The organism is Mycobacterium sp. IDUB_17 (assembly GCF_055419465.1).
The window spans coordinates 169,597-184,301 of sequence record NZ_JBVAXS010000004.1 but is presented as its reverse complement, the minus strand read 5'-3'; the positions used below and the strand labels follow the sequence as shown (position 1 = coordinate 184,301).

The following is a 14,705-nucleotide window of genomic DNA, read 5'->3' as shown; positions in this document are numbered from 1 at the left end:
TACCATCGCACTTGTGCGTGCAGTGGTGTATTCCGAGGTCGGCGTACTGCCGACGGTGGTCGAGGTAGCCGATCCCGAGTGTCCTGACGACGGAGTAGTCGTCGAGGTGGCGGCCACCGGCGTGTGCCGGTCTGACTGGCACGCCTGGCGGGGGCATGATCCGGTTGCCTTGCCGATCATCCCCGGGCACGAATTCGCCGGAACCATCGCGGCGGTCGGTGTGAACGTGTCGGGCTGGCAGGTGGGCGACCGGGTGACGGCCCCCTTCGTGCTGGGGTGCGGGCGGTGCGAGTTCTGTGTGGCCGGTGACGCTCAGGTGTGTCCTGACCAGGTACAGCCTGGCTTCACCTTGCCGGGATCGTTCGCGCAGCAGGTGGCGGTGCCACGGGCCCAGACGAATCTCGTCCGCCTGCCCGACGGGGTCTCGTTCGCCTCGGCTGCCTCGCTCGGGTGCCGGTTCGCGACGTCGTTCCGGGCCGTGGTCACCCATGGTGAGGTGCGGCGCGGCCAGTGGGTCGCGGTGTACGGCTGCGGCGGGGTCGGCCTCTCGGCGGTGATGATCGCGAAAGCGTTCGGCGCCAACGTCATCGCGGTTGACCTGAACCAGGACGCACTGGCCGCGGCCGGTCACCTCGGTGCCGATGAACTGGTCAACAGCAGCGAAAGCGCCGACATCGCAACCGAGGTCGTAGAACGTACCGGCGGTGGCGTGCACATCGGTGTTGACGCTCTTGGTCATCCGGTACTCGCGGCCGCCTCGGTGTCCTCGCTGCGCCGACGTGGTCGGCATATCCAGGTGGGGCTGCTGCTGGGGGACGCGGCACAGACCGCATTCCCGATGGACCTGGTGATCGCCCGGGAACTGGCGATTCTCGGATCGCACGGCATGCCCGCTGTCGACTATCCGGCGATGCTCGACCTCATCGCGTCCGGAGCGCTGCAGCCGGAGTTGTTGGTCACGCGGCGGGTGGGCCTGGACGGCGCGGGCGCGGCGATGGCCGCCATGGACGCACCCACGGGGCCGGGAATGACGATCATCGAGCCCGTGCCGGCCGGCTAGCCGTCAATCTGGCCCCGGTTCCGTTGGGCCACAGCACGATAACGGTCGCCCAGGCCGTCGAGGTCGCGCGTCTGCGCACCGGCGATGGCCTGCTCGGCGGCGAGGGCCGGACCGATGAGGGGATCGCTGCCGCGGGTGTAGATCTCCTTGAGCCCGGCCATGATCGGGCCCGGTACCTCCGCGATCTGACCGGCCACCTCCAGAGCGCGGTCCAACAGTCGTTCGTGTGCGACCACCTCGGTGACCAGGCCGAGGCGTTCGGCGCGGGCGGCGTCGACCACCTCGCCGGTCATCGACAGCCTGCGCGCCATTGCAGCGCCGACCACATGAGGCAGCCGTGCCGTCATCCCGCCGCCGGGCAGGATCCCGACCCGGGCGTGGGTGTCGGCGAACACCGCGCGTTCGGAGGCGATCAGGAAGTCGCAGCCCAGCGCCATCTCCAGCCCGCCGGTGAATGTCGCTCCGTTGATCGCCCCGATGATCGGGGTGTGCAGCTCGCCGGTCTTGGTGATGCAGTTGTGGGACTGGAACTTCGCGAAATACTCCATGCCGAGCGTCTGCGCCTCTTTGAGGTCGACGCCGGCACAGAACGCGGGGTCGGTCCCGGTGAGCACGATGGCACGCACGGTCTCGTCGGAATCGGCGTCGGCCAGAGCTGCGTACAGTTCCTCGATCAACTCACGGCCCAGGGCGTTCCGCGACTGCGGGCGATTGAGCGTGAGGACCCGGACGGCGCCGTGGTCAGCGGTGAGGACGGTCGTCATGGATCGAATGTAGCCGGTCGTATCGCGTACCGGAGAGAATGCTGTCCACTTACTCGTAACTTGCTGTGAGCGTGGTCGATTGGTCTTCGGAGCAACGCGGATATTCGAGTAGTCGAGTACGCAGGCGCGCCACCGTCGGCGAATGCAGTCTAGGGGTAGAGCTGCGGATCGACCGCGCTCGACGCCGAAGGAGCCCACCATGTCGACAGTCCGTGCTTCTAACGCCGTACTCGCCGTGAATGCCTTCTGCGGCGACGCCAAGACCCTGCTGGCTTTCGACCTGACCGCCGACTCGGCGCGGGCGGGACTGGCCGGCTTCACCGTCGAGGTCCATCCGCCGGGAGTCCCGCCGTACTACGTCGACAACAACCTCCGCTTGGCAGCCTCGACCGACCATGCTCAGGTCGCGGGGCAGTCCGCGTATTCGAGTGTGAATGCCCCGATCCACAAGTTCCGCTGGGTGCATGTGCCGGGCCTGGTCCATCAAGGCGGCAGCCCCACTTTCGGCACGTACAGTTACGTCGTCACGCCGCGCTATTTCAGCGCCGCCGGTGCCCTGCAGCCGCTGGATCCGAGTCTCGGTGTGACCATCGATGTGGAAGTCGGCCCCTTCGTCAAAGGCAGCCTGACGGCCAGTTTCACTCGCGGCTATGTGCAATCTCAGGCGTTCGTCCGCCATTTCGGGCCCACCACACACCTGCGCCCAGCGGATGACGCGTTGACGTTCGATACGGCGGCGGCAGCAGCGACGGGACCTGACGGCCAAACCTACAGTTACGCACAAGAATACGAGTGGCTCGGGTTCACCGCGCGGCAACGGATCTTCGACCTGCTGACCGAAGTGCAGACCGATCCGACGCTGACGGTGGACGTATTCGCATACGACCTCAATGAGCCCGACGTGTGTGCGCTTCTGCTCAAGCTCGCCGCAAGCGACCAGGTCCGGATCATCCTCGACGACTGTCCCGAACATCACAGCACGACCAAAACCCTGCCCGAGGACCAGTTCTATGATCAATTCACCGCTCAGTCCGGCTCCACCTCAATCCTGCGCGGACATTTCAACCGCTATGCCCACGACAAGGTTTTGGTGGTCTCCGACAAGGACGGCCCGCGCACGGTGCTGACCGGATCGACCAACTTCTCGATCAACGGGCTGTATGTCAACGCGAACCATGTGCTCGTCTTCGAGGACCGGGACGTTGCCGGCACCTACGCCGCTGTGTTCAACGAGGCGTGGCAGGACGGAATCAAAGCCAAGCCGTTCGCAGCGTCGCCGTGGGCAACCCAACCGTACGTGTTCGGTGGAGGTACGTCGGCAACCCCGTCCACCTCGATCACGTTCTCTCCGCACACGGCGGACATCGCCAGTCAGATTCTGGGCGCGCTGGTCGACCGGGTGAAGGCCGAGTCGTCGGTGACGCCACCCCCGTTCGGTTCGGTGTTCTTCGCCGTCATGGATCTGGGCGGGACCTCAGCGAACCCGGTCTATGACGCGCTGAATGAAATACACTCAGACACTGCGGTATTCAGCATGGGCATCTCTGATTCGCCGAAGGGCATCTCACTGTACGTGCGCGGTCAGAAGGCGGGTCTGCTGGTCTCGGGAAAGCCCGGGCACGTCGTGCTTCCTCCGCCGTTTGACCAGGTGCCGCAAGTCGTAGGGCACGAGGTGCACCACAAGTTCGTTGTGTGCGGGTTCCGCGGTGCCGATCCAGTGGTGTACTGCGGGTCGTCGAATCTGGCGCTCGGTGGGGAACAGGCCAACGGCGACAACTTGCTGTCGATCCGGGATGCCGACGTGGCCACGGCTTTCGTGATCGAGGCCGTGGAGCTGGTGGACCACTACCAGTTCCTGGACACGCTGAGTACCAAGTCCGCAACGTCTGTGAGCGCCGCCGGCGCGACCGCCGACCGCCGCTCCGCCGCCGCGGCCGCGGGCTGGTTCCTCGGAACCACCGATGCCTGGGCACAGAAGTTCTTCGATCCCAACGATCTGCACTACGCCGATCGTGAGTTCTTCGGAAGCTGACCTATTCAGATCCGGGGGCAGCGGCGATAACGACGGGGATGTCCGTGTTCTCGTCGATGTAGTAGCTCGCGCAAACGCGGTGATAGCCGTCGGCGATCTGCACCGGTATGGCCGTGGAGATCCGGCCGCGCACCAGCAGGATAGGTGACAGGGACTTGCCCTGATTCACTTTGTCCAGGTCCGCTTTGACGTGCAGGTTGTCCTGCGGGAGCAGCGGAAGCCGGGCAGCCCGCAGGATGTCTTTGGCCTTCTTGTGCACGACCGCTCCCTCGCGCAGCGCGTCGACGATGTGAGAAACGGTTTTGGCGTCGGCGATCAGTTCGAGGTAATCGGCGGCCGCGGGGTAGTCGTGTGTCTCGGGCTTCTTCAGCCAGCTGACTTCCGGCATCTTCGTGTCCCTTTCGAATTCGAGTTGGCGGGCGGACGGTGCGTCACGCCGGTCTTCCGCTATCTTGCCTACCGGCGCGAGCCGCGTCACGCGTAGGTCGCTACTCGAATCGAATCAGGAAAAGCGCTGTGAGACAGCCGATATCTGGCTGTGAAGAGTTACCGTAGGAACGTCTCGGCGTTGTTGGCCAGATCCAACAGCGGCTGCGGAAGTGCTCCGAGCGCGAATGTGACGGCCGCGGTGACGGTGATGACGGCGGTGGTGAGTCCGCTGGGGACGACGACCTCGGGTGCGTCTTCGGGCGGATCGGTGAAGAACATCAGCACGATCACCCGCACGTAGAAGTAGGCCGCGACGGCGCTGGCGACGACGCCGACGATGACCAACGGAATCGCCCCGCCCTCACCCGCGGCCTTGAACACGGCGAACTTGCTGACGAATCCGCTCGTCAGTGGAATCCCGGCAAACGCCAACAGAAACAGCGAGAACACCACGCCGACAATCGGATACCGCCGGCCCAGACCCGCCCACTGGGACATGGCGGTGGCCTCTTCACCGGTGGCGTTGCGAACCAGGCCGACGACCGCGAACGCGCCCAACGTGCTGAATCCGTACGCGAACAGATAGAACAGTGTCGAGGACACCCCGGCGGGGTTGGCCGCGATCACGCCGGTGAGGATGAATCCCGAGTGTGCCACGGCGGAGTACGCGAGCATGCGTTTGACGTCGGTCTGTGTGACGGCAGTGATGGTGCCGACCACCATGGTCAGGATCGCGATAGCCCACAGGACCGGCCGCCAGTCATCGCGTAGCTGCGGCAGTGCGACGTAGAAGATCCGCAGCATGGCGCCGAACGCGGCGATCTTGGTGCCCGCGGCCATGAAGGCCGTGATCGCGGTGGGGGCGCCCTGGTACACGTCTGGGATCCACGAATGGAACGGAACAGCACCGACTTTGAACAACACCCCGACCAGCAGCAGGGCGATACCGATCAGCGCCAGCGGCGTGTTGGGGGCCTTGGTGACCACGGCGTTGGCGATGCCGTTCAGATCCAGGGTGCCGGCGTAGCCGTACAACATGGCCGCGCCGTACAGGAAGAACGCTGACGAGAATGCGCCCAGCAGAAAGTATTTCAGCGACGCTTCCTGCGACAGCAACCGCCGGCGGCGAGCCAGCCCGCACAGCAGATACAGCGGCAGCGACAGCACTTCCAGCGCGATGAACAAGGTCAGCAGGTCGTCGGCGGCCGGGAACAGCAGCATGCCGCCGATGGCGAACATGGTCAGCGGAAAGACCTCGGTCTGCATCACGCCGGTCTTCGTGGCCAGCTTCTCGGCCACACTGCCCGGTACCGCCGACGCCTGCGGTGTGAAGCCGTCCAGACCGCGGGGATCGCCGGAAGTCTCTGAGGCAGGCTGGCGTTCGGCTATGAGCAGGATGCCCAGGATGCCGACGAGGGCGATGGTGCCCTGCAGGAACAATGCCGGGGCATCGAGCACCACCGAGCCCAGCACCGCGGGCCTGCCGGGGGTGCCGTGCAGGTCCCGGGCGAGCAGAACCACCGCCACCACGGCGGCGACCAACCCACCCAGCGCGAGGGCGACCTGCGTCCCGTAACGCGCGGGCCGGGGCAGGAATGCCTCGACCAGCACGCCGGCCACACCCACTCCGAAGACGATCAGCATGGGGGAGAGCAGGCCGTATTCGATGCTCGGCGTCACCATGATCAGCGGCCCCCCTCGGCGATGGTCGGTGGTGCGCTCGGCACCGGATCGCTCTGTCCGATGGTGGTCAGGGTGTGCTGGACGGCGGGATTGATCACGTCGAGTGCGGGTTTGGGATAGATGCCCAACACCAGCAGCAGCGCGATCAACGGTGCCACCACGACGAGTTCGCGTGGTACTAGATCATGTAGGCCGCGCACACCGTCGTCGCCGTCGAGCAGCCCGTCGCGCACCGGACCGGTCATCATCCGTTGGTACATCCACAGGATGTACACCGCGGACAACACCAGCGCGGTGGCGGCGAACACCGCGACCACCGGATAGCGCGTGAATGTGCCGATGAGAACCAGGAATTCACTGATGAAGGGCGCCAGACCCGGCAGTGACAACGTCGCCAGGCCGGCCACCAGGAACGTTCCGGCGAGCACCGGGGCCACCTTCTGCACGCCGCCGTAGGCGTCGATCAACCGGGAACCGCGCCGCGACACCAGGAACCCGGCGATCAGGAACAGTGCGGCCGTGGAGATCCCGTGATTGATCATGTACAGGGTCGATCCGGCCTGGCCCTGACTGGTCATCACGAAGATGCCGAGAATGATGAAACCGAAGTGCGAAATCGAGGTGTAGGCGATCAGGCGCATTACATCGGTCTGACCGATCGCGAGGACGGCACCGTAGATGATGCCGATCACCGCGAGCGTGATGACCAGCGGACGGAAATAGGTTGAGGCATCGGGAAACAGCGGCAGGCAGTAGCGCAGCATGCCGAATGTGCCGACCTTGTCCATGATCGCCATCATCAGCACCGCACTGGCCGGGGTCGCCTGGACCGCGGCGTCGGGCAGCCAACGGTGGAACGGCCACAGGGGTGCCTTGACCGCGAACGCGAACATGAAACCCAGGAACAAGAAGTTCGCCACCGCGGGGTTGATCACGAACTCGCCCGACGAGGCCGCCGCGACGATGGCCCGGAAGTCGAAGGTTCCTGATGCGAACGCGTCGCTGCCCGCAGTGACCACGTACAGGCCGATCACCGCGGCCAGCATGACCAGGCCACCGAACAGGTTGTACAGCAGGAACTTCACTGCTGCTTTCGAAGCTTGAACTCGGTGTCCGCCAAACCCGCCGATCAGGAAGTACATCGGGATCAGCATGGCTTCGAAGAACACGTAGAACAGCAGGATGTCCAGAGCCACCAGCGACATGAACACCATGCCCTCGACAGCCAGCGTCAGCGCCAGGTAGGCCTGCACGCCCCGGCCGCCGAGCCCGGTCTGGCGGGCAGCATCGTTCCAGCCCGCGATGATCAGCAGCGGCAGCAGCACCGCCGTGAGAATGACCAGGGCCAGGGCGATCCCGTCGACCCCGAGGATGTAGCCGGTACCGAAGGACGGGATCCAGCGGTGCGATTCGACGAACTGATACTGCTCGCCGGCCGGATCGAAGCCGACGGCGATCACGCCCGCCAGACCCAGGGCTGCCAGCGAGATCGCCAGTGCCAGCCATTTCGCCAGTGTCCGTTGCGCGGCCGGGAGCAGCATCACCACCGCGGCGCCCACCGTCGGGAGCGCCCACAGCGCCGTCAGCCACGGAAATGTGCTCACCACAGTCGCACCGCCAGGATCGTCGCCACCACCAGAGCCGCCCCGCCGAGCATGGACAGCGCGTAGGACCGGGCGAAGCCGGTCTGCACCTGGCGCAATCCATTCGACGTTCGGCTCACCAGCGCGGCCAGCCCGCCCGCGGTGCCGTCGATCACCTTGTCGTCGACGGCGACCAGGGCCGCGGTCAGGGTCTGGCCGCCTCGCATGAACACCGCCTCGTTGAATGCGTCGCCGTACAGATCGCGACGGGCGGCCACCGTCAGCGCCGACCCGTCGGGCACCTCGGCCGGGACCGGCCGTTGCGCGTACATCCGGTAGGCCACCGTGATTCCGACCGCGACGACCGCGAGCACCATCACTGTGACGACCCATGCCGGGATCGCGTGGTGTGCCTCGTGGGCGCCGACCACCGGCTCGAGCCAGTGCGACAGCGTGCCGCCGATCGCCAGCGCACCACCGGAGACCACCGAGCCGACCGCGAGCAGGATCATCGGCCAGGTCATCACGGCCGGGGCCTCGTGCGGATGCGCCTGTTCCTCCCAACGAGGTTCGCCGAAGAAGGTCATCAGCATCACCCGGGTCATGTAGAACGCGGTGATCCCGGCTCCCAGGATCGCGGCCCCACCGAGGACCACGCCCCGCACCCCTCCGGCACCGAGCGCCGCCTCGATGATGCTGTCCTTCGAGAAGAAGCCGGCCAGCGGCGGCACCCCGATGATGGCCAGATAGCCGAGCCCGAAGGTGGCGAACGTGATCGGCAGGACCTTCCGCAGCCCGCCGTATCGGCGCATGTTCACCTCGTCGTTCATGGCGTGCATCACCGACCCCGCGCCGAGGAACAGACCGGCCTTGAAGAAGCCGTGAGTGAGCAGGTGCATGATCGCGAACGCGTAACCGGCCGGCCCGAGCCCGGCTGCCAGCACCATGTAGCCGATCTGGCTCATCGTGGATGCGGCCAGGGCCTTCTTGATGTCGTCCTTGGCGCAGCCGACGATCGCACCGAACAGCAGCGTGACGGCGCCGACGATGACCACACCGGTCTGGGCGCCCGGGGCCAGATCGAAGATCGGACCCGACCGCACGATGAGATAGACACCGGCGGTGACCATGGTGGCGGCGTGGATCAGCGCCGACACGGGGGTCGGGCCCTCCATCGCGTCTCCGAGCCAGGACTGCAACGGCACCTGGGCTGATTTACCGCATGCGCCCAGCAACAGCAGCAGACCCATTGCGGTGAGCGTGGACTCGCCCAATGCCGGTGCGGCGCTGAAGACTCCGGCGAATGAGATCGACCCGATGGTGGCGAACATGATCATCAGGGCGATGGCCAGGCCCATGTCGCCGACGCGGTTGACCACGAACGCCTTCTTGGCCGCGGCGGCGGCCGAGGGCTTGTACGACCAGAACCCGATCAGCAGATACGAGGCCAGGCCCACGCCTTCCCACCCGGCGTACAGGCCGAGGTAGTTGTCCGCGAGAACGAGCAGCAGCATCGCCGCCAGGAACAGGTTGAGGTAGCCGAAAAACCTTCGCCGGTCCGCATCTTCGGCCATGTAACCGATCGAGTAGATGTGGATCAAGGACCCGACGCCGGTGATCAGCAGCACGAAGCACACCGACAGCTGGTCCAGTTGAAGCCCGAAATCCACCTGCAGGCCGGCCACCGGGACCCAGGAGAACAGGGATTCAACGACCACGCGGTGCTCGCCGTCACGGCCCAGCATCTGCGTGAAGAGCGCAGCCCCGAGGACGAACGCTCCCAGCGCCGTCGCACAACCCAGCAGATGTCCCCACCGATCGGATCGGCGGCCGCTCAACAGCAGCACCGCGGCTCCGGCAGCGGGGAGGGCGATCACGAGCCAAATCGGAATCGTCATGTTGCCCTTAGTGCCTCAGCAGACTGGCGTCGTCGACCGAGGCCGAACGGCGGGTGCGGAAGATGGTCATGATGATCGCCAGGCCCACCACCACCTCGCAGGCGGCGACCACCATGGTGAAGAACGCGACCACCTGGCCGTCGAGCTGGCCGTGCATGCGAGAGAAAGCGACGAACGCCAGATTGGCGGCGTTGAGCATGAGCTCGACGCACATGAACATCACAATGGCATTGCGTCGCAACAGCACTCCCGATGCGCCGATCGTGAACATCAGTGCCGACAGGTAGAGATAGTTGTCGGGATTCATCGCATCACCCCTCCCCGTTCGGCGAGTTACTCATCGTGCGCTGCGGCAGAATGGCGCTGACCGATGATGCTGCATCGGAGCCATCGGGCAGCCGCGCCGGGACGTCGACGGCGTTGTGCCGCGCGTAGACACCGGGATTGGGGAGCGGGGTCGGATGCCCGCCGGCCTGGAAGCGTTCGACCGCCAGCTCGCGTTGGGTCTTGCGGTGCTCGAACCGTTCCCGATGGGCCAGCACCATCGCACCCAGGGCCGCGGTGATGAGCAATGTGCTGGTCAACTCGAACGCCCACAGGTACCGCGTGAAGATCAACGCTGCGAGCCCCTCGACGTTGCCGCCGCTGTTGGCCTGCGCCAGCCCGGTGAAGCCGGCGACCGAAACGTTACCGATCCCCGCGATCAACAGGATCCCGAATCCGGTGCCTGCGGCGAGCGCCGCAAGGCGTTGGCCGCGTAGCGTTTCGGCGAAGGATTCGGACAGGTCGACTCCGATCAGCATCATCACGAACAGGAACAGCATCATCACCGCGCCGGTGTAGACCACCACCTGCACCACACCGAGAAACAGAGCGTCCTGGGCGATGTAGAGCGCTGCCAGCGAGATCATGGTGCTGGCCAGGAAGACCGCGGAGTACACGGCTTTCGGTGCCGCCACCACTCCGATGGCGCCGAGCACCGCGACGGTCCCGAGGATCCAGAACAGAACTGCTTCCGACGTCGATGTCCTCGCCGCGCCTTCCGCCGCGGCGAGCCGCGAAATATGCTCCGCGGCGAGCAGGGCGACGTCGGGGCTCACGGGACGTCCTCGGTCAGGGGGTTGATCCGGCCGAGGTAGTAGTCGTCGTCGGTGCTGCCCGGCGCCATGTCATGCGGGGGCGCCTGCATGCCGGGTTGCAGCGGAGCCAGCAGCTTGTCCTTACCCCAGATCAGATCTGCCCGGTTGTCGTCGGCCATCTCGTATTGGTTGGTCATGGTCAGGGCACGGGTCGGGCAGGCCTCGATGCACAATCCGCACCCGATGCAGCGCAGGTAATTGATCTGGTACACCCGGCCGTAGCGCTCACCCGGCGAGAACCGTTCCGCGTCAGTGTTGTCGGCGCCTTCGACGAAGATGGCGTCGGCCGGGCAGGCCCAGGCGCACAACTCGCAGCCGATGCACTTCTCCAGGCCGTCGGGGTAGCGGTTGAGTTGATGGCGGCCGTGATAGCGCGGCGCGACCGGACCCGGTTCTTCGGGATACTGTTCGGTGAGTGTCTTTTTGAACATCGAACTGAACGTGACCGCGAATCCGGCCAAGGCGTCGAGGAACTTAGGCATCGACGGCCTCCTTTCCAGCGTTCGGCAGCGGCGGTACCGGATAGGCGCCGGCGCTCTGCTGCGGTATCGGCTGAACGGTTCTGGCCCGCAGTGCCTTCCACAGCGCGACGGCCAGCACCGCGACGACCACTACCGCGGTGGTCACCAGGCCGGTGGCCCAGTTGTGGTAACCGTGCTCGCGCAGGCTGTGGGTGACAGCGACGACCATGATCCAGACCAGGGACACCGGGATGAGCACCTTCCAGCCCAGCGCCATGAACTGGTCGTAGCGCAACCGGGGCAGGGTGGCCCGAAGCCAGAAGTACATGAACATGAACGTCCACACCTTGGCGGTGAACCACAGCAGCGGCCACCAGCCGCTGTTGGCGCCGTCGATCAGGTTGAACGGGAACGGCGCATGCCAGCCGCCGAGGAACATCGTGGTGGCCAGAGCGGAGACGGTCGTCATGTTCACGTACTCGGCGAGCATGAACATGGCGAACTTGAGCGACGAGTACTCGGTGTGGAATCCGCCGACCAGTTCTCCCTCGGCCTCGGGCAGATCGAAAGGCGCCCGGTTCGTTTCGCCCACCATCGAGGTCACGTACACCACGAACGACGGCAGCAGCAGGAACACGTACCAGGTGCGGTCCTGCGCCGCGACGATGCCGGAGGTGGACATGGTGCCGGCGTAGAGGAACACCGCGGCGAACGACAATGCCATCGCGATCTCGTAGGAGATCACCTGGGCGCTGGATCGCAGGCCACCCAACAGCGGGTAGGTGGACCCGGATGCCCAACCCGCCAGAACGATCCCGTACACCCCGATGGAGGTGACAGCGAGGATGTAGAGCACCGCCACGGGGAGATCGGTCAATTGCAGTGCGGTGCGGTGACCGAACACCGACACCTCGCCGCCCATCGGGATCACCGCGAAAGCCATGAAGGCGGGGATCACCGAGATGATCGGTGCGAGTAGGTAGATCGGCCTGTCTACACCTGCAGGAACGAGCCCTTCCTTGAGGGCGAGTTTCACGCCGTCGGCCAAGGACTGCAGCAGACCCCACGGACCGACGCGGTTGGGGCCGGGTCGCAGCTGCATGCGGCCCAGCACCTTACGTTCGATCAGGATCGCTGCGAGCACGGTGAGCAGCAGGAAGACGAACACCCCGAGCGCCTTGGCCAGGATCAGCCACCATGGGTCGTGACCGAACAGGGTGGGATCGGGGTACTTCATGAGTCGGCCCGCGCGATCGAGGCCCGTGCGATCGAGACCAAGGCCCCGGCGGTCACCCCGAGTTGGCGATGAATCGCTGATCCCGGGGAATTGGTGGGCAGCCACACCACCCGGTCGGGCATCTCGGTGACCGACAGCGGCAGCGTGACGGCGCCGCGGTCGGTGCTCACGGTCACCGGATCTCCCGCTGTCGCACCGAGTTCGGCGGCGGTGGCCGGGGACAGGCGCACCACGGGGCTTACCGCGGTGCCGGCCAGATACGGTTCGCCGTCTTGAAGGCGTCCGGCGTCCAGGAGCTGGCGCCAACTGGCCAGCACGGCCTGCCCGGGGCCCGGGGTCGGGGGCGGTGTGGGCACGGCCGACGGTTCGGCGGCGCGGGGTCCGGTCCAGGTGCCGAGCCCGGCCAGCTCGCCGTCGGCGGCCTCGGGTCCGGTCAGGCCGAGATCGACGCCGATCTCGTCGGCCAGGTAGTGCAGGACGCGAAGGTCGGGGACGGCGTTGGTCTGCAAGGCCGGTCGGAACGGGCGAATCCGGCCTTCCCAGTTGAGGTATGCGCCGCCCTTCTCCACCACCGGCGCCACGGGGAAGACCACGTCGGCCAGTTCGGTGACCTCACTCTCACGCAACTCGAGGCTCACCACGAACGGAGTGGCGCGCAGCGCCGCCAATGCGGCGGCAGGGTCGGGAAGGTCGGTGACCTCGACACCGCCGACGATGAGTGCCGAGAGCGTTCCGTCGGCGGCCGCGGCCAGGATGGCGGTGGTGTCGCGGCCCGCGGTGCCAGGCAGGTCGGACGTGTTCCACACCGCGGCGGTCTGGGCCCGGGCGTCGGCGTCGTCGACGGGGCGGCCGCCGGGCAGCAGGTTGGGCAGGGCACCGGCCTCCAGGGCGCCGCGCTCACCGGCCCGGCGTGGAATCCAGGCCAGCCGGGCGCCGGTGGCCGAGGCAAGCCGCAGCGCGGCCGACAGCGCACCGGGCGAGGTTGCCAGTCGTTCACCCACCAGGATCACCGCACCGGGGCGACGCAACCGCTCATCGGTTTCCAGCGCCTCCAGCGCGCCAGCTTCGGCCCCAGGGACCGTCGGGACCAGTGTGCCCGCCATCTTGGTCAGGCCACGGCTGGCGAACGGGGCCACCGCGAGTACCTGCAGGCCGTTCTTTCTGGCGGCCTTGCGCAGGCGCAGGAAGACGATCGGGGATTCCTCTTCGGGCTCCAGCCCGACGAGCAGCACGGTCGGCGCCTTCTCCAGTTCGGCGTAGCGCAGTGTCATGGGATGCCCGGCGACGTGTGCCGCGAGGAAAGCAGCCTCCTCGCCGGAATGCGGGCGGGCACGGAAGTCGATGTCGTTGGTGCCCAGCACCATTCGAGCGAACTTCGAGTACGCGTACGCATCCTGCACAGTGCAGCGCCCGCCCACCAGCACGCCGGTGTTTGCACCGGAGGCCAGCAGGCCCGCTCCGGCCACCGTCAGCGCCTCCGACCACGAAGCCGGTCGTAACGCACCGTCTTCACGGATCAGCGGCGTGGTGATCCGGTCACCGACCGTCGCGTAGGTGAATGCCCACCGGCCCTTGTCGCAGTTCCACTCCTCGTTGACCTCGGGATCATCGCCGGCCAAGCGGCGCAGTACCTTTCCGCGTCGATGGTCGGTGCGCTGGGCGCAACCCGACGCGCAGTGCTCACAGACGCTGGGGCTGGAGACGAGGTCGAACGGCCGGGCCCGGAACCGGTAGGCCGTCCCGGTCAGCGCCCCCACCGGACAGATCTGCACGGTGTTGCCGGAGAAGTAGGACTGGAGCGGTTCCCCCGGGGCGATGCCGACCTGTTGCAGCGCACCGCGTTCCAGCAGCTCGATGAACGGGTCACCGGCGATCTGCGCGGAGAATCGGGTGCAGCGTGCGCACAACACGCACCGTTCGCGGTCCAGCAGTACCTGTGCGGAAATGTTGATCGGCTTGGGGTAGGTCCGCTTGACGTCCTCGAACCGGGTTTCCGGGCGCCCGTTGGACATCGCCTGGTTCTGTAAGGGACATTCGCCGCCCTTGTCGCAGACGGGGCAGTCCAGCGGATGGTTGATCAGCAGCAGCTCCATCACGCCGCGTTGTGCCTTGTCGGCGGCCTCGGAGCTGTACTGGGTGTGTACGACCATGTCCGGGCTGACCGTGGTGGTACACGAGGCCATCGGTTTGCGCTGACCCTCGACCTCGACGAGGCACTGTCGGCACGCCCCGACCGGATCGAGCAGCGGATGGTCGCAGAACCGGGGGATCTGGACACCCATCAGCTCGGCGGCGCGGATCACCAACGTGCCCTTGGGGACACTGATCTGCTCACCGTCGATGGTCAGCGACACCATCTCCACCGGCGGGGCGTCCTTGGTCGGCTCAGCCAATGTCACGTACGGCCCCCTTTCCTCGC

General features: G+C 66.3%; 12 protein-coding genes. 2 read left to right on the top strand and 10 right to left on the bottom strand.

Translation table 11 applies throughout. The features are described from left to right. Nucleotides 1–13: 13 nt before the first annotated feature. Nucleotides 14–1,060 (top strand): zinc-dependent alcohol dehydrogenase family protein, encoded by a 1,047-nt coding sequence (locus ACZYZ7_RS18390; RefSeq protein ID WP_450070200.1) that lies wholly within the window; start codon nucleotides 14–16, stop codon nucleotides 1,058–1,060. On the opposite strand, the gene ACZYZ7_RS18385 is transcribed toward ACZYZ7_RS18390, so the two are convergent. Further along, the gene (locus tag ACZYZ7_RS18385; protein WP_463741491.1) at nucleotides 1,057–1,824 is read right to left on the bottom strand and encodes an enoyl-CoA hydratase; all 768 of its coding nucleotides are present in this window, start codon (nucleotides 1,822–1,824) and stop codon (nucleotides 1,057–1,059) included. The genes ACZYZ7_RS18390 and ACZYZ7_RS18385 overlap by 4 nt on opposite strands. A gap of 199 nt (nucleotides 1,825–2,023) precedes the next feature. Between ACZYZ7_RS18385 and ACZYZ7_RS18380 the strand changes: the two genes are divergently transcribed. Continuing rightward, nucleotides 2,024–3,856, top strand: coding sequence for a phospholipase D-like domain-containing protein (locus ACZYZ7_RS18380; RefSeq protein WP_463741490.1), 1,833 nt, complete (start codon nucleotides 2,024–2,026; stop codon nucleotides 3,854–3,856). Nucleotide 3,857: 1 nt separating this feature from the next. On the opposite strand, the gene ACZYZ7_RS18375 is transcribed toward ACZYZ7_RS18380, so the two are convergent. From ACZYZ7_RS18375 to ACZYZ7_RS18335, 9 genes are all read right to left on the bottom strand, one after another. Continuing rightward, the gene (locus ACZYZ7_RS18375) at nucleotides 3,858–4,244 is read right to left on the bottom strand and encodes a hypothetical protein (protein WP_463741705.1); all 387 of its coding nucleotides are present in this window, start codon (nucleotides 4,242–4,244) and stop codon (nucleotides 3,858–3,860) included. Between the two features lie 158 nt (nucleotides 4,245–4,402). Further along, a complete protein-coding gene (gene nuoN, locus ACZYZ7_RS18370; protein ID WP_463741489.1) occupies nucleotides 4,403–5,968 on the bottom strand; it encodes an NADH-quinone oxidoreductase subunit NuoN in 1,566 nt (521 codons plus the stop codon). A 2-nt stretch (nucleotides 5,969–5,970) separates the two neighbouring features. Continuing rightward, entirely contained in the window at nucleotides 5,971–7,575 is a 1,605-nt protein-coding gene (locus tag ACZYZ7_RS18365; RefSeq protein WP_450070195.1) for an NADH-quinone oxidoreductase subunit M, read from the bottom strand. Next, nucleotides 7,569–9,449 (bottom strand): NADH-quinone oxidoreductase subunit L, encoded by a 1,881-nt coding sequence (gene nuoL / locus ACZYZ7_RS18360; protein WP_463741488.1) that lies wholly within the window; start codon nucleotides 9,447–9,449, stop codon nucleotides 7,569–7,571. Before nuoL ends, ACZYZ7_RS18365 begins: the two co-directional genes overlap by 7 nt. A 7-nt stretch (nucleotides 9,450–9,456) precedes the next feature. Next, nucleotides 9,457–9,756: an NADH-quinone oxidoreductase subunit NuoK gene (gene nuoK, locus ACZYZ7_RS18355; RefSeq protein WP_450070193.1), complete on the bottom strand. Its 300-nt coding sequence runs from the start codon at nucleotides 9,754–9,756 to the stop codon at nucleotides 9,457–9,459. 4 nt (nucleotides 9,757–9,760) lie between these two features. After that, on the bottom strand, nucleotides 9,761–10,513 hold the full coding sequence (locus ACZYZ7_RS18350; RefSeq protein ID WP_450070497.1) for an NADH-quinone oxidoreductase subunit J: 753 nt from the start codon (nucleotides 10,511–10,513) through the stop codon (nucleotides 9,761–9,763). Nucleotides 10,514–10,545: 32 nt separating this feature from the next. Next, nucleotides 10,546–11,070, bottom strand: coding sequence for an NADH-quinone oxidoreductase subunit NuoI (gene nuoI, locus ACZYZ7_RS18345; RefSeq protein WP_135453353.1), 525 nt, complete (start codon nucleotides 11,068–11,070; stop codon nucleotides 10,546–10,548). Then, nucleotides 11,063–12,286 carry an NADH-quinone oxidoreductase subunit NuoH gene (gene nuoH / locus ACZYZ7_RS18340; protein ID WP_450070192.1) on the bottom strand — a complete coding sequence of 408 codons (1,224 nt, stop codon included), beginning with the start codon at nucleotides 12,284–12,286 and terminating at the stop codon, nucleotides 11,063–11,065. Before nuoH ends, nuoI begins: the two co-directional genes overlap by 8 nt. After that, nucleotides 12,283–14,685, bottom strand: a complete 2,403-nt coding sequence (locus ACZYZ7_RS18335) for an NADH-quinone oxidoreductase subunit G (RefSeq protein ID WP_450070191.1) — start codon at nucleotides 14,683–14,685, stop codon at nucleotides 12,283–12,285. Before ACZYZ7_RS18335 ends, nuoH begins: the two co-directional genes overlap by 4 nt. Nucleotides 14,686–14,705: the final 20 nt, after the last annotated feature.

Coding starts and splice junctions, on each gene's coding strand:
- nuoN (WP_463741489.1), bottom strand. CDS start 5,968: ATGGTGACGCCGAGCATCGAATACGGCCTGCTCTCCCCCATGCTGATC.
- nuoI (WP_135453353.1), bottom strand. CDS start 11,070: ATGCCTAAGTTCCTCGACGCCTTGGCCGGATTCGCGGTCACGTTCAGT.
- ACZYZ7_RS18385 (WP_463741491.1), bottom strand. CDS start 1,824: ATGACGACCGTCCTCACCGCTGACCACGGCGCCGTCCGGGTCCTCACG.
- ACZYZ7_RS18380 (WP_463741490.1), top strand. CDS start 2,024: ATGTCGACAGTCCGTGCTTCTAACGCCGTACTCGCCGTGAATGCCTTC.
- nuoH (WP_450070192.1), bottom strand. CDS start 12,286: ATGAAGTACCCCGATCCCACCCTGTTCGGTCACGACCCATGGTGGCTG.
- nuoL (WP_463741488.1), bottom strand. CDS start 9,449: ATGACGATTCCGATTTGGCTCGTGATCGCCCTCCCCGCTGCCGGAGCC.
- ACZYZ7_RS18375 (WP_463741705.1), bottom strand. CDS start 4,244: ATGCCGGAAGTCAGCTGGCTGAAGAAGCCCGAGACACACGACTACCCC.
- nuoK (WP_450070193.1), bottom strand. CDS start 9,756: ATGAATCCCGACAACTATCTCTACCTGTCGGCACTGATGTTCACGATC.